This is a genomic window from Ruegeria sp. (assembly GCF_965221235.1).
GTDB lineage: Bacteria > Pseudomonadota > Alphaproteobacteria > Rhodobacterales > Rhodobacteraceae > Ruegeria.
On the sequence record NZ_CBDCRS010000003.1, the window covers coordinates 559,269 to 582,626 of the forward strand.

The 23,358-nt window shown below is 58.9% G+C and carries 18 protein-coding genes; 10 read left to right on the forward strand and 8 right to left on the reverse strand.

Going from position 1 to position 23,358, the window contains the following annotated elements:
• Positions 1–16 precede the first annotated feature (16 nt).
• The 9 genes from ACOQOY_RS02925 to ACOQOY_RS02965 all read left to right on the forward strand — a co-directional run bounded on the left by ACOQOY_RS02925 (position 17) and on the right by ACOQOY_RS02965 (position 11,654).
• Positions 17–418, forward strand: coding sequence for a hypothetical protein (locus tag ACOQOY_RS02925; protein WP_420583988.1), 402 nt, complete (start codon positions 17–19; stop codon positions 416–418).
• Positions 419–441: 23 nt separating this feature from the next.
• Positions 442–1,293, forward strand: a complete 852-nt coding sequence (locus ACOQOY_RS02930) for a hypothetical protein (RefSeq protein ID WP_420583989.1) — start codon at positions 442–444, stop codon at positions 1,291–1,293.
• Between the two features lie 67 nt (positions 1,294–1,360).
• Positions 1,361–3,403: a dynamin family protein gene (locus ACOQOY_RS02935; protein ID WP_420583990.1), complete on the forward strand. Its 2,043-nt coding sequence runs from the start codon at positions 1,361–1,363 to the stop codon at positions 3,401–3,403.
• Positions 3,400–4,686, forward strand: a complete 1,287-nt coding sequence (locus ACOQOY_RS02940; RefSeq protein WP_420583991.1) for a dynamin family protein — start codon at positions 3,400–3,402, stop codon at positions 4,684–4,686. Before ACOQOY_RS02935 ends, ACOQOY_RS02940 begins: the two co-directional genes overlap by 4 nt.
• Positions 4,687–5,022: 336 nt before the next feature.
• Positions 5,023–7,227 carry a protein kinase domain-containing protein gene (locus ACOQOY_RS02945; protein ID WP_420583992.1) on the forward strand — a complete coding sequence of 735 codons (2,205 nt, stop codon included), beginning with the start codon at positions 5,023–5,025 and terminating at the stop codon, positions 7,225–7,227.
• A gap of 209 nt (positions 7,228–7,436) precedes the next feature.
• On the forward strand, positions 7,437–8,459 hold the full coding sequence (locus ACOQOY_RS02950; protein WP_420583993.1) for an FHA domain-containing protein: 1,023 nt from the start codon (positions 7,437–7,439) through the stop codon (positions 8,457–8,459).
• Between the two features lie 3 nt (positions 8,460–8,462).
• The gene (locus tag ACOQOY_RS02955) at positions 8,463–9,248 is read left to right on the forward strand and encodes a PP2C family protein-serine/threonine phosphatase (RefSeq protein WP_420583994.1); all 786 of its coding nucleotides are present in this window, start codon (positions 8,463–8,465) and stop codon (positions 9,246–9,248) included.
• 34 nt (positions 9,249–9,282) lie between these two features.
• Positions 9,283–10,500, forward strand: coding sequence for a peptidoglycan-binding protein LysM (locus tag ACOQOY_RS02960; RefSeq protein ID WP_420583995.1), 1,218 nt, complete (start codon positions 9,283–9,285; stop codon positions 10,498–10,500).
• A gap of 44 nt (positions 10,501–10,544) precedes the next feature.
• Entirely contained in the window at positions 10,545–11,654 is a 1,110-nt protein-coding gene (locus tag ACOQOY_RS02965; protein WP_420583996.1) for a peptidoglycan-binding protein LysM, read from the forward strand.
• A gap of 305 nt (positions 11,655–11,959) precedes the next feature.
• Here the strand turns inward: ACOQOY_RS02965 and ACOQOY_RS02970 are convergent, their stop codons facing one another.
• From ACOQOY_RS02970 to ACOQOY_RS03005, 8 genes are all read right to left on the reverse strand, one after another.
• Entirely contained in the window at positions 11,960–14,173 is a 2,214-nt protein-coding gene (locus ACOQOY_RS02970) for an NADP-dependent isocitrate dehydrogenase (protein ID WP_420583997.1), read from the reverse strand.
• Positions 14,174–14,416: 243 nt separating this feature from the next.
• Positions 14,417–15,541 carry a tetratricopeptide repeat protein gene (locus ACOQOY_RS02975; RefSeq protein ID WP_420583998.1) on the reverse strand — a complete coding sequence of 375 codons (1,125 nt, stop codon included), beginning with the start codon at positions 15,539–15,541 and terminating at the stop codon, positions 14,417–14,419.
• A 152-nt stretch (positions 15,542–15,693) separates the two neighbouring features.
• Positions 15,694–16,719 (reverse strand): trans-3-hydroxy-L-proline dehydratase, encoded by a 1,026-nt coding sequence (locus ACOQOY_RS02980; protein WP_420583999.1) that lies wholly within the window; start codon positions 16,717–16,719, stop codon positions 15,694–15,696.
• Positions 16,720–16,728: 9 nt separating this feature from the next.
• Positions 16,729–17,967 (reverse strand): NAD(P)/FAD-dependent oxidoreductase, encoded by a 1,239-nt coding sequence (locus ACOQOY_RS02985; RefSeq protein WP_420584000.1) that lies wholly within the window; start codon positions 17,965–17,967, stop codon positions 16,729–16,731.
• The gene (locus ACOQOY_RS02990) at positions 17,964–18,896 is read right to left on the reverse strand and encodes a proline racemase family protein (protein ID WP_420584001.1); all 933 of its coding nucleotides are present in this window, start codon (positions 18,894–18,896) and stop codon (positions 17,964–17,966) included. The genes ACOQOY_RS02985 and ACOQOY_RS02990 overlap by 4 nt, the downstream gene beginning before the upstream one ends.
• Positions 18,887–19,846, reverse strand: coding sequence for a dihydrodipicolinate synthase family protein (locus ACOQOY_RS02995; RefSeq protein WP_420584002.1), 960 nt, complete (start codon positions 19,844–19,846; stop codon positions 18,887–18,889). The genes ACOQOY_RS02990 and ACOQOY_RS02995 overlap by 10 nt, the downstream gene beginning before the upstream one ends.
• A 159-nt stretch (positions 19,847–20,005) precedes the next feature.
• Complete coding sequence (locus ACOQOY_RS03000) at positions 20,006–21,064, reverse strand: ABC transporter ATP-binding protein (protein ID WP_420584003.1); 1,059 nt, start codon at positions 21,062–21,064, stop codon at positions 20,006–20,008.
• Entirely contained in the window at positions 21,061–21,867 is an 807-nt protein-coding gene (locus ACOQOY_RS03005) for an IclR family transcriptional regulator (protein ID WP_420584004.1), read from the reverse strand. The genes ACOQOY_RS03000 and ACOQOY_RS03005 overlap by 4 nt, the downstream gene beginning before the upstream one ends.
• Before the next feature lie 142 nt (positions 21,868–22,009).
• Between ACOQOY_RS03005 and ACOQOY_RS03010 the strand changes: the two genes are divergently transcribed.
• On the forward strand, positions 22,010–23,269 hold the full coding sequence (locus ACOQOY_RS03010; RefSeq protein ID WP_420584005.1) for an ABC transporter substrate-binding protein: 1,260 nt from the start codon (positions 22,010–22,012) through the stop codon (positions 23,267–23,269).
• Positions 23,270–23,358: the final 89 nt, after the last annotated feature.

Consider the following 23,358-nt stretch of genomic DNA (forward strand, 5'->3'; position numbering starts at 1 on the left):
GCACAGGTAGAAAACGATGTCTATCGACACCGCACTGACCTCGGCAATGGAGACCATACCCGACTGTATTGCAGCCGGGTATGTCGATATGGAAACGGGCATGTTGCTGGGGGCCAACACCTCTGACCCGGACGACGCTGACGTTCTGGACAGTCTGGCCATTGCCGTGGCTAACCTGTTTCAGGGTCGCGGTGTTCGGGCGTTCGAGAACCTGCTGCGCATGGCCGGAACAGAGGACGCCGAACATCCGGGATTTGGGGAAATCGCGGTATTTTCGAATGATCGGCTGAACATCTTTTTGCGGACCCGGGAATATCCCGATCATGTGGTCTGCTACATCTGTCGCAACAGCGCCAATGTCGGATTGGCGCTGACGAAATCGCATCTCAGCCTGGGGCCGGTCGCGGCCGCAGTTTAGACGGGACCAGAGGGGGTCACGGCATGATGGATACGGATATACTTGAGATGCTCGAAGATATCGGGCGCTCATCTGTGGCTCGTCTCAACCCGGCGGTCACGGTGCCCGGTGAGACCGCCGAGGCACGGCGCGAGAAAGTGCTGCGCACCATTCGCGGCACCATCCTTCCGCGTCGTCTGGAATTCACAGCCGCCAATGGCGATTGCCTGGCGATCGAGGTCAACAGCTCGCGCGTGACGGATGTGTTCCGCGTGCAGTCGGGCATCGCACCGGATTTTGAGACCGAAAGCCGCGAGGATTTGGCCGTCAAACTGGCGCAACTCGTGACCGATATCGCTGCGGCCCCTGCGCCGCTGGAGTTGATCTCGCTGCAACCTGACACCACGCTCGAGGCCGATGACGTCGGCATCACGTTCAGTGAAATAGAAAGCGCCTGCGGAAACATTGAACTCCCTACTGAACCGGTTATCGCGCTGGTCTCTTCAGACATTGAGGAGCCGGAAGAGGTCGATGCCATCGTCTCAATCGCAACTGGATTTTACGAAGGGGCCGCTCGGTTTGCCCAAGGCCGGGTTCTGGTCACCGGCGCAGACGGTACGGCTTTGAACACCGATGGCGACTGCGCGGAAGGCGCGCCGCTGCATCCCGATAGTGACCTGCTGGCCCGCTTTGCCCGCGATCTGGCCGGTTGGGACGGGGACACAGCCGCCGAGATGCCGCTTCCGCAATTGATCGTAATGCGCCCCTCGGGTGGCAAAGGGGCCGGGCTGGCTGTTCTGAACGATGGCGAAAATTTCGCTATGGCTGTGCATGATGCGCGCAAACTGGGTGCGGTCGTCAATCTGTGGACGTCCCTGACGGGAACAGACAAATGAGTGCGCCCAATACATTCAACTTTTCGTCTAATTTGATCCGTGATTACAAGTTACCAGGGTAAGGTATATGAGTGAAAATAACCGTCGCGAGTTAATACGCATTGCCGATGAAATGAACGGCGTCTCGAACGAAGAGACCCAGCAATTCATCTCGCGCATAGTTGACGACCTGAGCAATCTGAAACCGTCTATCGCCTTTGTCGGGCAGATCAAGGCGGGCAAATCCCGTTTGATCAACGGCTTCACCGGGCAGGCCGAATACCTGCCGTCGGATGTGAACCCTTGGACGACGGTGATCACTGACATGCACTTTGGCCACCCCTCGGGCCGCACGCGGGGGGCCGAGTTTCATTTCTTCGACAACCGCCAATGGCAATCTCTGATCGCCGAGGGCGAAGAGCTGCGCAACATGTTCCCCGATGACGAGGACAGCTATAAGCGCGAAATGATCGAAGAGCAGGTCGAGGCGATGAAAACCCGCGCCAAGCTGCGTCTTGGCGAAAGCTACAAACACCTACTGGGTCAGCATCACGATCTTGATGACCTGAACACGGACGATCTGGCGCGCTATGTCTGCGCCGGGGATGACCCGACCGAGGAAGGTCAGCATGATCCGGGCTCGGATCGAGGACTTTACAGCGACATCACCCGCAAAGCCGAGGTCTATTTCGACATCGGCCATTTCCCTTTCCCGCTGACGGTAACGGACACGCCCGGCGTCAATGACCCGCTGCTGATCCGCGAAGAAATCTCGCGCCAGTACCTCAAGGAATCCGATTTCTTTGTCGTGGTTCTGTCGGCGCATCAGGCGTTGTCTCGAGCCGACCTGAAGCTGTTCCGCCTGATGCAGGCGCTGGAACTGGGTCAGATCGTGGTTTTCATCAACCGCGTCGATGAGCTGGGCGGCGGTGCCGAAGATGCCGGCAAGGTCCGCGCTGATGTGATGGACGGGCTGGAAAAGGCGCTTGGCAACTCGGATATCGACGTGCTGATGGGCAGCGCGCAATGGGCTCATTATGCGTTGACCGGGGATGAAACCGGCATCAACCACGATGAGGTTCTGGCCTGGCTGCGCGCCCATCCCGAACAGATGAAGCAATATCTGGATGGCGTCGAAGAGATCAAACAAGGCCCCGGCCCGATCAGCCGCGAAGGTGTTCTGCGCTTTGCCGCGATGATCGCCTCGGGCCTGCCTGACCTGCGCCGTCACGTGACGCAGGCCCTGACCGAAGGCCCGCGCAACGAACAGTTGCGGATGGCGTGGCAGCACCTCAACAGTTTCGCTCAGGGCGAGGTCGAACGCAGCAAGGCCCATCTGCGCGCGATTGCTGACGAAAGCGCCTCGACTGAGGACAGTGGCGACGAAAACCACCAGACCCTGACCGAACTGCGGGCGCTGGTCACGCAGAAGACGTCGGAAATTATCGACGATATGGACAATGTTCTGGCCAATCTGCGCGGCGTTATGGACGACACCGTGGCTGAGTCTGTTTCGGCGGTTGTACGCGGCCCCAATGGCGACTCGCCCCTGCTTGCGCGGGGTGGTGAAACCGAATTGAACTTTACCCCGCTGCGCGATCGCATGCGCGAACTGGTGCAGGGCGCTACGCAGGTTGTGCGTCAACGGATGCTGAGCGAGCTGTATTCCATCGACATGCAAAGCAACGCCGCTTTGCGTGCCTTGCCCGGCTGGCAGGACCCGGTGGACAACCGGATGAACACCAGTGCGGTGCGTTGGTTCCGGCCGGACACGACGGCCCTGACACGGGGCATCACGGTTGAACTGCGCGTTACCTGGCTGTCCCGTCTGATTTCCCGCCGCAGCGTTCTGTCACGTGCCGAACGTATGATCGTGCAGGAATTCGAGATGATCGGCGACGATCTGGTGGACACCGCGCGCAGCGATCTGCTCGAGCGGTTGAACACGGTGCTGGATCACTATCTGGCGCTACTGGCAGGGCATCTTGAACATCGCACCGGACGCGGCGAAACCAATGAACGGGCCGAGGCGCAGGCGACCTATGATCAGGCGCAGCGCATTGCCGAAGAACTAGGCGCCATATTCGGCGCGGATGACGTAGACAAAGTACTAGCAAAGGCTGCGGAATGATAGAATTTCCCGGGACGGAACAGGACGTCAGGCAACTTGAACGTTTTCTGTCCGCAACCGAAAACCTGCCCACTGACGCGGCATTGGAGGATATGCGCGCGCGTGCCCTCGCCCATGCCGAACGGCTGTCCAATGCGGTCAATATCGGATTCGCCGGGGAATTTGGGGCGGGCAAGTCAAGCCTCGCCAACATGCTGGCCGGGGCAGACATTCTGCCCACCGGGCCACAGCACCTGAAACTGCCTCTGGTAATTGTAGCCTATTCCGACACGCCCGAAACCACGGTTGGCTGGTGGGGTAAAGAACCCAAGGTCTATTCCGGCATCGCGCTGGAAAAGGCCGCCGCGGATGAGCCTGATTTCATATCCGTCGGGTTGAACACCCCTGCTCTGCAAGAGATTTCGCTGTTCGACCTGCCCGGAACCGGCGCACTGGACGATACGTACAAAGAAACGCTCGACCTGCTGAAATTCGTCGACTGCGCCATCTGGTGCACCAACGGCACCAACGCATGGCGCGAGACCGAGCGCCACCTCTGGGCAAGGGTCCCGCAAGAACTGCGCGCCAACAGTCTGCTGGCCGTGACTCACACCGACCTGCCGCATGTCAGCAACTCGCTGGATCGGGTATTGGCGCGTCTGAACAAAGAAAAGGGCGAATTTTTCCGCTCGGTCGTGCCGATTGGCACGCCGGTTGCGGTAAAGGCTATGGCGCAAGAGCCCGAGCCGGACTTTGCCATGTGGGAAACCTGCGGCGGTCAGAATCTGGCCGAGCAGGTCTTGCAGATTGCGTCCGACCGTCGCCTTGCCGATCTTGAGGCCGCACGCGCGGATCTGAAACAGGACTTTCTGCCCTATCTGGAAACGCTGGTTGGGCCAGAGGCCGCGCCCGAGCAATCTGACGCCGTCTCGATGCAGGCCACACTGGAGTCGGCATTGCCGCCTCTTGAGAACCCGATCCTCGAAGACTGGCTGGCCGCAATTGCCAGCATCTACGAAGACCTGCGCGAGTCGTCCGATCTTGAACCCGCCGCCTTCCTGAATGCCTGTCAGGAAATCGTCGAAGATTTCGCCGAGCGGTTAGAGCAAGGCGATGAAATCGACCCCTCTGCCGACTGGATTCCAGGTGAGTTTGAAAAGGCCACCGACCTGTTGCTGTTGTTGCAATTTGAAAGCGGAAATGCGCCTTTGAAAGACGCGATCAGCATTCTGGCGCAGCTCAGCGATAACCTCGCCTGGGCAGGCAGCCGGGTGGAATCGGCGCAACCGAAGACCGGAACCTGACAGATTCTCGCATAGATTGAGCCGCAATGTGGCGATTCGAGGCCCGTAGAATCGGGCCTCATTTATTTTGATTCCGTTGCCCAAGCGGAGACAAAAATGCGCCAACCTTCATTTTGTATAAGCTCAAAATCAATATATTGTATTCTAATCACCATCCAATACCAAATACTGATGCATGTCTTAAACGATCCTTAGTGAAGCCATCAGGCGGCCCCAATAAAGTCAAATTTGAAACGTCTAACCGTCCTAAGTGATCTGCGGTTGTGTTTGGTTGTGAGTTCTCGGGCTATTTGCCCAGTTATTTAACCGCAAAACGTTTAGAACGGGCGGAAAGAAATGAGCCACAACCAGGCTGTCGGTGCATCGCACGACGAACCGAAAATCGAAGGACTTCAACCCGGCGCCAAGCTGTTGCGCGGGCAGTATGAAATTCTACGCTTCCTCAGCAATGGCGGTTTCGGAATCACCTATCTGGCGCGCAACAGCCTGGAGCGCGAAGTGGTGATCAAGGAATGTTTCCCGGGTGCCTTGTGCGTTCGCGACGGCGATATGGTTGAACCGGCGGATCCAGCTCATAAGGACGACCTACGCGCGATTATCGACCTGTTCATTCAGGAAGCCCGCAACCACGCACGTCTGGTGCATCCCAATATCGTCGACGTCCATCAGGTGTTCGAGGACAACAACACAGCCTATATCGCGATGGACTTCATCAAGGGCTGCGACCTGCTGGACTATGTTGAAAACCCTGCCAACACGGCCGGGCCGGATTTCATCGTTCAGGTTACGGAAAAGATGCTGTCGGCGGTGTCTTTCATCCACCAGAGCGGCATGCTGCACCGTGATATCTCGCCTGACAACATCCTGGTCGACGAAAACGGCGACCCCGTGCTGATCGACTTTGGTGCCGCGCGTGAACAGGCCGCGAACCAGTCGGCGGCGCTGCTGACGCTGCGGGTGATCAAGGACGGCTATTCGCCCCATGAATTCTATGTACGCGGGGCGGATCAGGGACCCAGCAGCGATCTTTATGTGCTGGCCGCCACACTGTATCACGCCATCAGCGGCGAACGCCCGATTGACGGTCAGACTCGCCTGAATGCTTTCAACAACGGTCAGGACGATCCTTACACGCCTCTGGCTGGGCGCTACAGCGGGTACCCCGCAGGTTTCCTTGAGGCGATCGACAAGGCGATGGAGGTTCACGTCACCGACCGTCTGCAAAGCGCGCTTGACTGGTTGCGCATGTTCCGTGGCCCCGGCGTGATGTTCGATACGTTCGACTATCGCCCCGTGTCGGTCATCGTTGCCATGGATCGTCAGGATGAAGAGGCCGAGAAGGCCCGCATCAAAGCCGAAAGCGAAAACGCCGAGGCCGTCGTGACCGCCCTGCTCGCGGGCAACGCCGATCTGGCACTTGGCAATGAAGACAAGAAAGAGGACGACCTCGCCACCTTCACACCCGAGGAAGAAACTCCTGTCGCGGTGGACACAGTCGTCAAAAGTGGATCAAGCGGGAATGGCAAGTTGATGGCAGGCGCGGCAGTGGTGGTTGCCGCTCTGGCCGCTGGCGGGTTCTTCCTGATGTCCGGCGACAAATCCGAACAGGAGGTTGCGGTTGCAACGCCGCCAGCCGAGGTTGAAGCGGCTGAAACGTCACCGGCTGCTGCCGAGGCTGAACCGACAGAAACAACTGCGGTTGCGCCGGACACGACAGAAGACATCGTCGCGCCGACCACTCCGGCAGAAGACTCCTCCGTTGAAACCGCTGCGATCCAAGCTGCCCCGGAACAAAGCGATCCGGCCCCCGAACTTTCCGAGCCAACACCGGCGCCTGTCGAGCAGACCCAGGCCCCATCGGCTGCCACAGAAGAGGTTGAAGCCCAGACAGCCGAACCCACACAAGCTGAGCCTGCCCCGGTCGCATCCGGGACCCCGGCAGAGACTCAGGTTGCCTTTGCGCATTGGGATGTCGAGATTCCGTTCCAGACGTCCAGACGCCGCGCATCCACGGGCAGCATCATCGCCGTCACAGGCATAGACCCGTCACAAGACATGTCCGTCATTGGAGAATGGGTCAAACGCGGCGCGGCGATTTACACGCTGAATGGCAAGCCCGTGCGTGAAAACGTCAGCTTTGCGGCGCAGGTTCTGGACGACCTCTCGGTTGATCCGGACGGTTATACCCGCGTAACCGCGCGCTATCGCCCTCTTGGCAAAACCCGTGCCCAGAACGGGTTGCTGGCCCTGCCTGCGTTCCGCGTTGTTGGGCTTGAGAACGGCTATGGCTTCACAATTCGCAACACAGATGGTCAGGGCTGGTCGACAACTGTGACCAGCACACCGGCAAGTTCCGCCGGAGGCCTGCAACGCGGCGATGTCCTGATTTCTGAGACGCAGACCGGCTCAGCCATCAGCGACCAGGACAGTCTGGATGACATGCTGAATGCCCTCGTATCCGAAAACCAGCCCGAGGCCCGTCTGACCGTGATGCGCAATGGCGCGGAAACGGACGCCGTGATGCCTTTGACGCAGGAGTAATCTGACCGGCTCGAATGTGATCTTTCCGCTTGTGAAAACTGAGGGTGGCGCCCGGAAATCCGCCACCCAGACGGGGACCGGCCCGTCGCGGAAGATAAAAGTACCCCGATTTCCGATCATCAGTGCCGACTGTGCCAAGCCGCACAGAGGTGAGTAGCAGCCCCGCGGGATCAAGGTTCCTGCGACCAGATAGCAAAGGTGTCGACACCATGTTCAAATACAAAAGCCCTCTCAGCCGGCTTCTAGAAGGTGCCGGCAAAACCAAAGACGAAGCCGAAGTTCAGGCGGAAGAAATTGAAACACCTGCCGAGGCCGAACAGCCTCAGCCCATCGCCGATTTCAACGCGCTGCGGAACGCTCTGGCTGGCGGCAACATCTCTTCGGAAACCTACGAAGACAGCGATGAGCTGATCCCCGAAGACGAGATGCCCGAGTTCTCCGAGACCGAGGACGAAGCGACCGCCGAGGAGCTCGAGGAAGAGATCACCGCCGAGGAACCCGAGGAAGAGATCGTGGTGACCGAGGTAGTGGTCGAAGCCGAGGACAACATCTTTGAGGCGCCCGAAGCTGAAGCCAAGGTAGACGAGACGGAAGAGGCAGACGAGGCCATCGTGACGCTGCACGTGGCCGCAGAAGAAGAGCCCGCAGAGCCGACGGAAACGGTTGCCGAAGTGGTCGTCGAGACGATCGAAGTCGCCGAGGTTGAAGTCGCCGAGGAAGCCCCGGCCGCACAGGCCGAGCCCGCCCCGGAACCGCAACCGGCCCCGGCCCAAGATCGTCGCGGACGCGTCAAAACGACGTTCCTTGGCTTCGAGCGGGCCGACACCCATGTGCAGGACCTGATGGAAAGCGCCGATCCGGTTGCCAAAACAGAAACCGCGCAAGAGACCTTTCCGGTTGGCTGGCTGGTTGTTACCGCTGGTCCGGGCCGCGGCTCGTGCATCACTCTGACCGAGGGTTTGATGCAGATTGGCCGGAACGACGATCAGGCCATTCAGCTGGATTTCGGTGACACAGGCATTTCCCGCAGCAAGCACGCGGTGATCGCTTATGACCCTGAGGATCGCAAATGCTATCTGGGCCATGGCGGCAAAGCCAATCTGGTGCGTCTGAACGGCAAGCCGGTGCTCAGCACCGTACCGCTTGCCAGTGGCGACCTGATCCGGATCAGCGAGACCTCGATCCGTTTCGCCGCCTTCTGTGATGACGGCTTTGACTGGCGGGATGCCTGATTGATGCTTGCGCAACCCGCATATGACATTGCGCTGATCCTCGATCAGGGTCAGCGCGACACGCAGGAAGACGCAATTGCAGCCCGCATGTTCGACGCGGCCAACGCAGGCTATGTCGTTGTTGCTGACGGCATGGGCGGGCACGCAGCGGGCGAAGTTGCATCGGATCTTGTCCTGTCCGCATGGCGCGCGGCACTCGATGCCGAGCTTGAAGGAGATACCCCGACCGAAGCTGCCTTGATTGATGCGTTGCCGCTGGCGGCGATGCAGGCCAATGCCCTGATTGCCGGACATTGCGAAGAACAGGGCGACGGGTTCAACATGGGCTCGACCCTGCTGGGTGTTCTGTTGCTGGACCAGCGTGTGTACTGGATTTCGATCGGTGACAGCCCTTTGTACCTGTTCCGCGACGGCGCACTTAAGCAGATCAACGAAGATCATTCGATGGCCCCCGTCATTGACGCCCAAGTGACCGACGGCACCCTGACCGAAGCCGAAGCGCAGGCACATCCTGACCGAAATCAACTGACGTCGGTGATCATGGGAGCAGCGATCCCCAAAGTCGACTGCCCCGAAGACCCGCTTGGCCTGACCGCGTCGGATGTCCTGATTTTGGGAAGCGACGGGCTTCAATACCTCAGCGACACCGAAATTCAGGCCGTCTTACAGAACAACCCGGATGCGCTGGCACAGGATGTGGCCGATGCGCTGTGGCAGGCGCTGAAAGCCAAAGGCGACCCGGATCAGGACAATGTCTCGATCGGCGTTGTGAAACTTACCAAAAACTAACCAAGGCAAAGATACAGGACCCATGAGACCCCATTTGTTCATATCCAGCCTGGCACTTGCTGCTGCGGCCGGAGCGGCCTCGGCGCAAGAGGCGTGCTCGACCTACGAAATTCAGCGCGGCGATAGCCTGCGCGAGCTCACGATCCAGGTGTATTCCACCGAGGATTTTCGCATCATCTTTGACGCCAACCGCGATGTGATTGGGAATAACCCCAACATCATCCGAGTCGGTGACGTGCTGACGCTGCCCTGTCTCGAAGACATCGGGCGCGCCCCGGCGGAACCGCAGACCGAAGCCGAAGCCATGGCGGCCGAGATGGCCTCGGAACTGGTCAAAGCTGCGGAAGATCGCGCGGCCAAAGCCATCGCCGAAGCCAAACAGGCCAGCGATGACGCGGTGATTGCCGCCCGCGCCGAAGCGAAAGAAGAAATCGAAGCTGCCCGCGCCGAAGCTGCCGCACTGATCCGTGATGCGGGTACGGGCGAGCGCCCCGAGATTCGCGACCGGCAACTGCTGCTGATTACCGGCGGCAACTATGCACCCTTCACAGATGAAGCTCTGCCCCATCGCGGCCTTTATACCAATCTGGTGGAAACCGCGATGCTGCGCGCCGCGCCAGAGCAGGGCTATAAAATTCAGTTCGTCAATGACTGGTCTTCGCACCTGGACCTGCTAATGCCGACGCTGGCCTTTGACGCAACCTTCCCCTGGTCGCGCCCGAATTGCGATGAGGCCGAGGCCCTGTCGGATAAAGACCGTGCGCGCTGCGAAACCTACAACTTCTCAAACCCGTTTTATGAGGTTGTAGACACGTTCTTCGCCCGCGAAGGCTCGGGCTATGAGCAAACGCTGACCCATGCCGATTTCGCAGGCACCACAATCTGCCGCCCTGAAGGCTGGTCGCTGTCCCACATGGACGCCGTGGGTCTGTATGAACCCGTTATCGACCTGATGCGCCCCGTGTCGCCGGACGATTGCTTTCACGCGTTGATGGACGGCACCGCCGACATCGTCGCGATTGAGGCCCATCTGGCCGTCGAGGCCATCGGGCGTCTGGGCTATGAGCACCGCATTCTCGAAAACCCCAACCTGGCGGCGATCAAGTCGCTTAACGTCATGACCCACAAAGATAATCCGGATGGGGAAGCGATCCTTGAGACGCTCAACCAGGGTCTGGCGATCATGCAACAATCCGGCGAATGGCGTGACATCGTGTCGACCGCCCTGCGTCATCAAATGGAAAATGGCTAAGGCCCGTGCAGGCCTGACAACAAATAAGTCTGGAGGAAGTGGACATGTTTAATTTAAACCTGAAGAAAGTCGTGATGTCGGCCACCGCCGTCACCGCTCTGAGCGCCGGCGCCGCCGCCGCGCAAGAAGCTTGTACCAACTATACCGTCGAAGACGGCGACACGATGGCCACCATCGCCATCGCGGCCTATGGCACGTCGAACTATCAGCCGATCTTCAACGCGAACCGCAACGTCATCACCAACCCGAACGCGCTGGCCCCCGGTCTGGTTCTGGCCCTGCCCTGTGCCGACGGCAGCCTGCCGAATGGCCAGTCCGCTCAGGAAATCATCGCCGCGGAAGAGGCACGTGCAGCCAGTGTCCAGCGCTCAAGCGTGTATCAGCCACCGATCAAACTGGTGACCGGCAACGGTTGGGCCCCCTTCGCAGATGAATCGCTGAATGGCGGCGGCGCGATCACCCGTCTGGGCACCACCGCGCTGCAACGTGGCGGTAACGCACGCGACTATTCGGTCAGCTTCGTGGACGACTGGAACTCGCACCTGGAAACACTGCTGCCGCTGGGCGCGTTTGACGTGTCTATGGCGTGGAACATGCCGGACTGTACCAACCGTACCTACGAATGGTCGTGGGAAACCGAAGTGCGCTGCACCCAGTTCGATTCTTCTGTTCCGGTCTATGATATCGTGGTCGGGTTCTACACCCTTCCGGAAAGCAACTACGCAAACGCCACCACTTTCGACCAGCTGGAAGGCTCGACAATCTGCCGTATGGACGGCTGGTTCATTCACGACCTTGAGCAGCAGGGCCTCCACAACGGCGACACCATAACACTGATGCAGCCGATCACCGCTCGTGAATGCCTTGACGCGGTTCTGACCGGTACCGCAGATGTTGCAACCTTCGAGGTTCAGCTGTTCTCGGACACGATGGTGGAAATGGGTCTGACATCCAACGATCTGGTGGAAAACCCGTTCGTGACCTCGCTGTCGTCGCTGCGTTTCATCAGCCACCGCAGCAACCCGTTCGGCAAGCAGTATCTGGCGATGCTAAACAAGGGCCTGAACGAGATGCGCGAATCCGGCGAATGGTACGCGATCGTTTCCGACACTCTGCGTGAGCATAACGAGAAACTTGTGGCAGCTTCTAACTGATCCCTCAGTTCAACTGAAAACACTGGGGTCGGTCTTATGACCGGCCCCTTTTTTGTTGCAATGCGGTCGCTATACGCGTCGGTTACTTAAGTAATACAGACGAGTTCTTGCACGTGACCACCCGCACTACGGGAATTCCCTTATAGAACCGAAATTCAAAGATGATAATGTATATGAGAACAATCCGGTGAGGGACTGACCTCCCCACTCACTCAAAAAGGGTCGACTTTGGGGGTCGACCCTTTTTCGTTATCTTTCTGATTCAAAACTGGAAAAACCACGCCTTGCGGCGTGGCCTTGGTTCATCAGTCAATGATCGCGTTCAGCGTCGCACTTGGACGCATCACCGCAGCAGTCTTTGCCGGGTCGGTGTGGTAGTACCCACCCAGATCAGCAGCCGCGCCCTGAGCAGCGGCCAGCTCACCCAGAATCTTCGCTTCATTGTCAGCCAGCACTTTTGCAACGGGTGCAAACTCGGCTGCCAGATCGGCGTCGTCCGCCTGAGCAGCCAGAGCTTCAGCCCAGTACCGCGCGAACCAATAGTGGCTATCACGGTTATCAGGCTGGCCAACCTTGCGGCTGGGCGAGCGGTTGTTGTCCAGAATTCCCTGCGTTGCAGCTTCGGCCGCGGCACCCAGAACGCCAGCCTTTGCATTACCCTTGCTGTCCGCCAGGAAGTTCAGCGATTCACCCAACGCACAGAACTCCCCCATCGAGTCCCAACGCAGATGGTTTTCTTCAACCAATTGCTGCACGTGTTTCGGGGCCGACCCACCGGCACCTGTTTCGAACAGACCGCCGCCATTCATCAGTTTGACGATGGATAGCATCTTGGCCGAGGTGCCCAGCTCAAGGATCGGGAACAGGTCGGTCAGGTAATCGCGCAGCACGTTACCGGTGATGGCAATCGAGTCATGACCGGCAGTGATCGTTTTCAGCGTCTGAAAAGTCGCCTCGCGCGGGGCAAGGATCTGGAACTTGTCAGCCACCCCAGCAGCCTCAAGCGCCGGTTTGACGTATTTGATCAGCTCGGCGTCATGCGCGCGGTTTGCGTCCAGCCAGAAGATCGCCTCGGACCCGGTCAGACGTTGACGGTCCATCGCCAGTTGAATCCAGTTCTCAATCGGTGCTTTCTTTACGGTGCAAGAGCGCCAGATGTCGCCCTGTTCCACATCATGTGAATGCAGCGTCTCGCCATTGGCCAGAACGATGCGAATTGAACCATCAGCCGGGGCCTGGAAAGTTGTCGGGTGCGAGCCATACTCCTCGGCCTTCTGCGCCATCAGGCCGACGTTTGCGACGGCACCGGCGGTGGTCGGGTTCAGCGCGCCGTTGGCTTTGAAGAAGTTGATGGTCTCATCATAGACACCAGCATAGCAGCGGTCAGGGATCACACAGTTGGTGTCGCCCTTGGCACCGGTTTCGTCCCAACCCTTTCCACCTGCGCGGATCACCGCGGGCATCGAGGCGTCGATGATCACATCCGACGGTACGTGCAGGTTGGTGATGCCACGGTCCGAGTCGACCATATACATCGACGGACGATCGCCTTTCAGTGCGTCGATTGCGGCCACGATCTCGGAATTGTCCTTCACACGTTCCAACAAATCACCCAGACCCGAGTTCGGGTTCACACCCAGCGCGTCCAGCTCTGCACCGAATTTCTCAAACACCGGGGCCAGCCAGGCTTTGACGGCATAGCCAAAGATGATCGGGTCGGACACTTTCATCATGGTCGCTTTCATGTGAAGCGAGAACATGGTGCCGTCTTTCTTGGTGTCTTCGATGGCCTCGGCCAAAAAGGCGGACAGAGCTTTGACGGACATAAAGGTCGCGTCGGCCACAGTGCCTTCGTCCAGCGACCAGCCGTCCTTCAGAACCGTAACGCTGCCGTCTTTGCCAACGAATTCGATCTTCGCGTGACCAACCTGAGCTGCCGTGATAGTCGCCGATTTCTCGTTTGCGTAGAAATCGTTACCCGACATCGACGACACTTTGGTCTTGCTGTCCGAAGCCCATTCGCCCATCGAATGCGGGTTCTTCTGGGCATAGTTTTTCACGGCCCGCGCCGCGCGGCGGTCACTGTTGCCTTCGCGCAGAACCGGGTTCACGGCTGAGCCCTTGATGGCGTCATACCGCGCACGGATCGCTTTTTCCTCGTCGGTCGAGGGCTCTTCGGGATAGGCCGGAATATCGTAGCCCTGCCCCTGCAATTCTTCGATCGCCGCAACCAGCTGCGGAACCGAGGCCGAGATGTTCGGCAGCTTGATTACATTGGCACCGGGCGTTTTTACCAGCTCACCCAGCGCGGCCAGATCGTCGGTGATGCGCTGCGCGTCGGTCAGGTTTTCCGGGAAGGTCGCCAGAATGCGGCCCGCCAGCGAGATATCCTTGGTGCCGACACTGACGCCCGCCGCCGAGGCGAATTTCCGAATGATGGGCAGAAACGAGGCGCTGGCCAGCTCGGGCGCTTCGTCTACAATGGTATACAATATATCAAAGTTCGATTGTTCTGCCATATTCTTCTACCTTTTTTAAGCCTTTCGGGGCGTGCGATCCAAGAGTGTGCCACATCTGCGTGGCGCGAAACGGGGCGCGGCTATCCTGCGGCCCCAATGGTAACTCTGATTTGACAAGCATCCCTTAAATCAGGTTGGCGTCAGGATCAATCACCTAGTGAGGGCGCAAATTGACACGGGTTAAGTGAATGCACTTGGATTGACCGAAATTGCCTGACAAAACGCCTGACTACGATCGCGGTGTCATTCATACGTGACTGAGCTTGAACCAACATATGCAAACTCATCAGCCGCATTGCCAGCTTGTTTGGTATAGTCCAAAATCGCTTTGTTAATATGCTCAGTCGACCCGGCATAGGCTTGGTTCGGAACCGACACGCCTTTTTTGCGGAACATATCCAAAATCGCTTTTCGACCTGCCCGACTGAGGCCGTCAAAGGCTTTCTCAAACTCTATTCTAGCTAAATCCTCTCGACCTAGAATGGCGTAATGGTCGCCTCGATAAAGAAGTTCTTCGTTGTTTCTCCACAAGTACCATCCAATGGCATCGTAAAACCATCTCTTGAAAAAGATTGTATTTGAATCTTCTTCTGCAACGATGCGAGCAGCTGCCGCCTCGACATACTCGATTCCTCGCTCCTCGTCACCGATCATCAGGTGAATCATGGCTGGGATTGATGATTCATAGTACCGACCGGGTTTCAGTCGTGCCGCCGCCGACGTTGCCGCCAAAGCGCTTTCCGGATCTCCTGTGTATTTCAAGTCAAACATCCACTGAGCATCGTACACCCAGGTTTCTTCAGGCCAGCTTTGTTTAGCCTGTTGTATGGCACGTTCGACTCCGTCAACGCCGGCCAAATCGCTGTGAGCATTCACCAGATTGAAGCCCGCTTTGCTATTTCCCGGATCAATCTCCAAAACCAGCTCATAGCCCTGAATTGCCCCTGAAACGTCCCCCTGACGCTGATCAAACTTGGCCTTGCTGAACAACGCATATGTACTTTCGGGATTCATCTGCACCGCTTTGACAAAATCCGCTTCTGCGGCCTGAACGTCGCCAAGAGCGTCCTGCGCGACCCCCCGTCGCGTGAGAGTGTTTGCGTTGTCCGGCTGCAATGCCAACGCACTGGTGTAATCCGAAATCGCCTCGTCATAGTGCTTGCCGCAATAATAGGCCCAGCCTCGGGCCCGCAAAAGTCGGTTTTGCTGTGCCGGAGTGACCTCTTCGACCTTCAACAGCGTTGTGCAGGCCGCAACCACATGCGACATGCGGCCTTTGTTCCCCAGACAGGTGGACGCAAGTTCGGAATAGTTGGGCCCAGAGCGGGACGGCGAATTGAACGCCAGAATCAGGGTGGCGATGACCACGATCAGGGCGGCGAGGCGTATGTACAACTGAACTCCCTCAAGCTGTGGGCTCTCATCCTTAGGTGGTATCTACCCACCAAGCCGCAAGAGGCATCCGGCGTCAAGCGGCTGTAAATGTTACCAAAAAGGGACAGAAAAGACGGTGTATAGGGTTATACGCCCCAGGTGTCGCTCAACTTGTAGCCGCCCGGCCATGGATCGTCCGGATCCAGCATGTGTTGGTGCGTGCCGGTGATCCAACCGCGACCGCTGATCTCGGGGATGATGGCCGGGTGGTCGCCGACGCGGGCTTCTTCGACAATCCGGCCGGTAAAGCGTGACCCGATGATCGAGACCGCCTCAAAGCTCTGCCCAACTGTCATCTGGCCCTTTGCGGCCATCAGCGCCATACGCGCAGACACCGCTGTGCCAGTGGGGGATCGGTCGACCTTGCCCGGCTGGATGGCAACGGCGGATTTTCCGGTCAGGCCGGTTTTCGTTTTCTCCAGCGGTCCACAGAAGGCGCAGAACGAGATGTGATCCCAATCCGGGTTCTGTGGATGGGTAAAGCCGAGTTGCTCATTGGCCGCGTTGGTGATCGCCACCCCCATGCGCGCGATGTCACGGGCTTCGCCCTCAACGATGTCAAAGCCCAGCGTGGCGGCATCGACCACCACGAAACTGTCGCCGCCATAGGCTGTGTCCACGGTCAGGGTACCAATGCCCGGAACCTCTAGCGGAACTGCTATTTTGTCGGCAAAGCTGGGCAGGTTTTGCACATAGATACGCTCGGCCTTGCCGTTCCGACATTCGGCGCGCACCCGAACCAGCCCACCCGGAGCCTCTAGCGTCATGCGCGTTTCGGGTTCCTGCATCGGAATGATCCCGCCATCCAGCAGCACCGTGGACACGCAGATCGAGTTTGAACCGGACATCGGCGGCGTGTCTTCGGGTTCCATGATGATAAAGGCCGCGTCAGCCTCGGGGTGTTTCGGCGGCACCAGCAGGTTCACATGGCGGAAGACACCGCCACGCGGTTCATTCAGGACGAAATTGCGCAACGCCTGGTCCTGCGCGATGAAGGCGCGCTGGTCCCAGAGGGTGTCCCCGGGTGGGGGCTGAACACCACCGACGATGACATCACCCACCTCTCCTTCAGCATGGGCCGAGATGACGTGGACTGTTTTACTGCTGCGCATATCGTGTCCTCAGAACCGGGTAGCAGAAAATGGGGCCAGAGCAATCTGAGTGGGTTGATTGTCAATCAAAGCCCCCACCAGTTCCGCGGTCCCTGCCGCCTGTGTCAGGCCCAAATGGCCATGCCCGAAAGCATAAATCACATCCCGAGCGTTTGGCGAAGCACCGATCACCGGCAGGCTGTCGGGCAGCGACGGACGGAAGCCCATCCATTGCGTGCCGCCTTCGGTGTTCAGACCGGGCAGGAATTTTGCCGCCTTGTTCAGCAAGACGTCAGCCCGTTTGTAATTCGGCGGCAATGTCAGGCCACCCAATTCAACCGCGCCGCCAATCCGAACACCGCCATTGATCCGGCTGGCAACAAACCCATGCCCCGGGAACGTCAGGTGCGTGCGCAGATCAAAACCGCCATCGGGAAGCGTCGTGTTATATCCCCGCTCGGTTTCAAGCGGGATATGGTCGCCCAGCGTGCGGGCCAGATGATGCGACCAAGCGCCGGCGCAAATAACCACCTTGGACGCTGTGATCGTGTCATCCGCAAGCGTGATCTGCACTCCGCCCGTCACCCGAGCCAGCGCCCGGATGTCCCGAACCTCGACCCGCCCACCCCTGCTGATGAGGGTTTGCGCCAAGTGTTCGACCCATTTTTTCGGATCAACGGTGTTCATCCAGGCGGGCGTAAATCCGGCGTGGGTGAACCGGGGATTGAGACCGGGTTGTATTTCGGCAATTTCGTCGCGGCTTTCCAACAGATCAAATTCGATTCCATGCTGTCGGCGCAATTCCCATGCGGGCAGGCTGGCGCGGAACTCCGCTTCGCTTTCATACAGTTGCATCTGCCCGTCGCGCTGCATCATCGGCTCACCGTCCACATCCGCGATCAGACGGGGCAGAGCGTCCACCGAATGCTGCATGAGGCTGACTTGCGCGCTCAGATTGCCCTTATACGAACCCGGGCGGCTTGCGCGCCAGAACCGGACCATCCATGGAACAATCTTCAGCGCATAGGCGGGCGGAATGGACAGCGGCCCCAGTGGATCCAGCAACCATTTCGGTGCCTTGCGCATGATGCCTGGGGTTGCCAGAGGTTCAACCTCGGTAAAGGCAAACGCCCCGGCATTGCCTGCCGAGGCCCCTGCCGCAATGCCTTCGCGATCCAGAACCAGAACCGAATGGCCGCGGCGTTGCAATTCCAGTGCCGTCGTGATGCCGATCACGCCGGCCCCGACCACAACGACCTGTTCCGTCATAGTCCGATGCCTGACCTGAAGGGATCGTTTGGATCAAAGACCAGTTTCGCCTCGGCCATGATATGCGCCTGTCCGGTGATTGAGGGGATAACGCCCCCATTCTGACCGGGTTGATAGGACAGGCGATAGGCACTGCCGATTACGCTGTGCTGTATGATCTCTTCTCCCGCGGCCAACCGCCCGTCAGCCGCCAGACACGCTAACCGAGCCGAGCTGCCGGTGCCGCAAGGCGAGCGGTCGTAATTGTCGTCAGGACACAGAACAAAGTTTTGGCTGTGGACAGCGGGATCGGGCGAGGTGCCCTGAAAGATCACATGGTCGATCGGCTCGCCCTGTTCACCGCCGACCCCTTGCGCGATTGAGGCGTCGCGGATTGCGACCGTCATGTCCGTCAATTGGCGGATGTTGCCGGTCTCGACCGGGATCGGGCTGGGATCAACGATGAAGAACCAATTGCCGCCATAGGCAACATCACCTGTCACTGCGCCGTAACCTGGCACGTTGAGCGTGACATCACTATGGACCCGGCGGCTTTCGATATTGGTCACAGTGACGGTGTTTGCGTCATGCAGTTCCACGGTCACAACACCGGCAGGGGTTTCGATCCGGTGAGACCCGGCCTCGATCTTACCCAGATGCGCCAGTGTCACAGTCAGGCCAATGGTGCCGTGGCCGCACATGCCAAGCACGGCGTCCACGTCAAAATAGATTACTCCAGTCACGCAGGACGGATCGACCGGTTCAACCAGCAGCGCGCCGACCATGGCTGGCTGGCCGCGCGGCTCTAGCATGACGGAGCGATAGAAAGCCTCGTGTTCGGTCGCCAGCCTCCGGGCACGCTCGGCCAGAGGGCCTGTGCCCAGATCGGGTGCACCGTCGAGGATGACCCGCGTCGGCTCACCCCCGGTGTGGCTGTCGATCACATGCATTCAGCGATAACTCCGCCCTGCTTGGACCAGTCGGCGAACCAAGTGCGGAACAGGTCATATTGCTGTTCGCAATAGTTGCGCTGCGCGTCGGTCAGTTCATCGGTTTCATTGAAATGCAGACGGTATTCTTCTTCACCGTTCAACACCAGAAGATGTTTGTAATACAGCACCAGATCCGCGCCTTCGTCAAAGCTGGAAAGGACGTGGAATGCCTCGGTCAGTTCCTGTCCGCGCTGACGCGCTTCGGCGTTCCCTTGCGCGGCTTTCTTGGACAGCGAAGCCAACAGCAGCGCCTCGCGCGGCAGGGCTGTGCCGATGCCGGTGATCGAACCCGTCGCACCGCAGTTCACGAAGCCGTGGTAAACCTCGGTGTCGACGCCGACCATCAGGGTCACCTGATCGTCCTGGCTGGTGATGTTTTCCGCCGCATACCGCAGATCGTCCTTGCCGCCGAATTCTTTGAAACCGATCAGGTTGGAATGTTCGGCGCGCAGGGCAAAGAACAGGTCGGCCTTTGTGGCAAAGCCATAATAAGGGCTGTTGTAGATGATCGCAGGCACATCAGGAGCAGCGGTCAGGATTGCCTTGAAATGGTTCTTTTGTGCAGCCGGCGATGTGCCACGCGACAGAACGCGCGGGATCACCATCAGGCCCACGGCCCCAACCTTTTGGGCATGTGCGGCATGGGCCACGGCGGATTTGGTGTTGATCGCCCCGGTGCCGACCACAACCGGCAGACCTGCGTCAACCAGACGTTCGACGCCTTCCATGCGCTGCTCGTCCGTCAGCAACGGCCAGTCACCCATCGAGCCGCAGTAGACCACAGCGGACATACCGGCGTCGATCATCTGCTTACCCTTGCGCACCAGCGCATCAAAATCCGGTGTGCGATCCGCTTTGCACGGGGTCATAAGCGCGGGCATGGTGCCGGTGAAAACATTGGTCGACATCGCGGTTTTCCTTCCTAGGTACAGCGTGAATGGGCGCAGAAGGCGCTGTTTCGACTCGCCATAACGGATATTGGATACAAAATCCAGAAAAATTGCGGCGCACAAGCGACGCGCCGCTTCATCGAAGCAGCGCGCATGGGGAAGGTCGAGATTTGAAAACTACCGGAACCGCTGGCCGGTTTCCGGGTGGAAGAGCATCGCGCGGTCTGCACGGGTCGAAATTCCGATCCGCTCACCTTGTTTACTGCGCTGATCGTCACGCTCTTCAACAATCAATTTATCGCCGTTTGGGGTCAGCAAATAGGTGTAGCTGACGCCGCCAAGCGCCTCGGTCAGATCAACGGTGCAGGCATCGCCGGAACGGTCGACCTCAATATGTTCGGGGCGAATGCCCAGAGTGACCCGGTTCATCTCGTCGGGAACGCTCACCGACAGCTCGAGCGGAGCGCTGAGCGCAGGGTGCGAGACCTTACCGTCGGCATAGTCGCACTCCAGAAAGTTCATCGCCGGAGAGCCAATGAACCCGGCCACAAAACGATTGTCCGGGTCGCGATACAGGTCCATTGGCGCGCCGACCTGTTCGATCCGACCGTCCCGCAGCACCACGATCTTGTCGGCCATGGTCATCGCCTCGACCTGATCATGGGTCACGTAGATCATCGTCGCGCCGATCTCATTGTGCAGGCGCGCAATCTCAACCCGCATCTCAACGCGCAGCTCAGCGTCGAGGTTGGACAGAGGCTCGTCGAACAAAAACACTTCCGGCCCGCGCACAATGGCGCGGCCAATGGCAACCCGCTGGCGTTGCCCCCCGGACAGCGCCTTGGGCTTGCGCTTTAGGTACTGGTCCAGCTTCAGAATATTCGAGGCCTGCTGTACCTTCTGGTCGATCTCGGCCTTGGGCACGCCGTTCATCCGCAAGCCAAAGCCCATATTCTCGGCCACCGACATATGCGGATACAAAGCGTAGGTCTGGAACACCATCGCCACGCCACGCTTGGCCGGATCCATATGGGTGACGTCGCGCGCGCCGATTTGAATCTGCCCCTCGGTGGTTTCTTCAAGCCCCGCGATCATCCGCAGCAAGGTGGATTTACCGCAGCCCGAGGGGCCGACGAACACACAGAACTCGCCATCCTCGATTTCCAGATCAATGCCGTGAATTACTTGCGTCTCGCCATATCGCTTGATCGCCTGGTTCAGAGTCACACCCGTCATGTCGCTTGCATCCTGTTCTTTTCGGCGTTCAGGCGGGTCTCGGGGAACCGCCACGCCTGCGCTTCGGCTCCGATCTGATCCGCCACACGGCGAATACGGGGAACCCATGTTTCCAATTGGTCGAAATTCATCCGCTCGGTCGATCCGGTCACGGAAATCGCCCCCAGCATTCGCCCGCCCTCGGTCAGGATCGGACAGGCAACGCAGATAATGCCCGGCTCGTGTTCCTCATCGTCGACGGCATAACCCCGGCTGCGAATCAGGTCGAGATCAGCGCGCAGGGCAGCCTCAGAGGCCAGCGTTTTGTCCGTGAATCGATGATAGCTTTGCTGCGAGATGGCCCGGTCTAGCGCTGCGTCGTCCAGAAAGGCCATCATCGCCTTGCCGACGCCAGTGCAATAAGCCGGGCCTACCTTGCCCGCCTGCGAATACATCTCGACCGGCTGGGTGGCATTGCGCTTGTCCACATACAGCACCTGGCTGGAATCCAGTTGCGCCAGATGCACCGTTTCTCCGGTCTCTGCGCTCAGCGCATCTAGAAACGGCCTTGCAATTGGGGCCAAAGAGCTTTGCGTCCAAGCCGCATGAGCCAGCCGCACAAGGCGCAGCCCTGGCGTATAAGTCTGCCGATCGGGGTCATAGGACAACATGCCCTGATTGGTCAGTGTCTGTAGAAACCGGTACAGCGTCGCCTTGGGAAAATCGCTGCTTTCCAGCAATTCTCCGAATCGGACCGGGCGCTGGAACGCAGCCACCTGATCCAGCACATCACATGCTTTTCCTATCGTTCCGTCACCTGCCACGGGTGCTTTATCTCCTCCGTTAACCCCCTGCTCCCGACAGGAGGGTCTTGACAAGACTAACCGACATGATGTGTAGTTTTCAATATATAAAACTGTGTTTCATTATTTGGAACCAAAAGATGGAAGCTTAAGGGAGGAAACCATGCATTCCATTTTCAAACGCACTGCCGCGGCGCTGGCAGCCAGTGTGGCTATTGCCGCTCCGGCCTCAGCCGAACTGACCGGCGAACTGCGAATCTTCCTCGACACATCGAACCCGGCGCCGCGCGCGACGATGGAAGCGATGATCGAGCGGTTCGCGGAACAGCACCCGGGGCTTGAGATCGAAACCACTGTGATTGACCGCGAAGCCTATAAGACCCAGATCCGCAACTTCCTGACGGCGGACACGCCCGACGTTGCGACATGGTACGCGGCCAACCGCATGAAGCCTTATGTCGAGGCTGGTCTGTTCGAGGATGTCTCGGACCTGTGGGCCGAGCCTGAAATTGCCGACAACCTCGCCTCGACCAAAGGCGCGATGACCATCGACGGCAAACAGTGGGGCGTGCCCTACACCTACTACCAGTGGGGCGTTTACTATCGCAAAGACATCTTTGACGAGCTGGGCCTGAGCGAGCCGACCACCTGGGAAGAAGAGCTGGCGAACTGCCAGAAGATCGTCGATTCGGGCCGCGCCTGCTACACCATCGGCACCAAGTTCCTGTGGACCGCCGGTGGGTGGTTCGACTACTTGAACATGCGCACCAACGGCTTCGACTTCCACAACCAGCTCGCTAACGGTGAAATCAGCTGGGAGGACGACCGGGTCAAACAGACCTTCGCCAACTGGAAGCAGCTGATCGACATGGGCGCGTTCATCGACAACCACCAGACCTATAGCTGGCAGGAAGCGCTGCCCTTCATGGTCAATGGCGAGGCCACCGCCTATCTGATGGGTAACTTCGCTGTCGCCCCTCTGCGTGAGGCTGGTCTGACCGATGATCAGCTGGACTTCTACCAGTTCGTCGCCATCAACCCCGATGTTGAGCTGGCCGAAGACGCACCGACCGACACGTTCCACATCCCGGCCAACGCCTCAAACAAGGAAGCCGCGCGTGAATTCCTGCGCTTTGCGGTTTCTGCGGATGAGCAGACCGAGATCAACAATGGCGCAAACCTCGGGCAGTTGCCAGTGAACGCGCAGTCTGCGGTGGATAACGACAAGTTCCTGCAGCAGGGCTTTGAGATGCTGTCGTCGAACAGCCCGGGTGGTGTCGCTCAGTTCTGGGATCGCGACGCGCCTGCGGAAATGGCCAAAGTGTCGATGGAAGGCTTCCAGGAATTCATGGTCAAGCCGGACAATGCTGACCGTATTCTGGCCAAGCTGGAACGCGCACGTCAGCGCATCTACGACAACTGATCCGGTCAGGCCGGGCATAGCCTGGCCTGCACCTCAAGCCTGCGTAAGGCGGGTGCAACCCGCCTTACTCCTTTGACCTAAAACCCCGA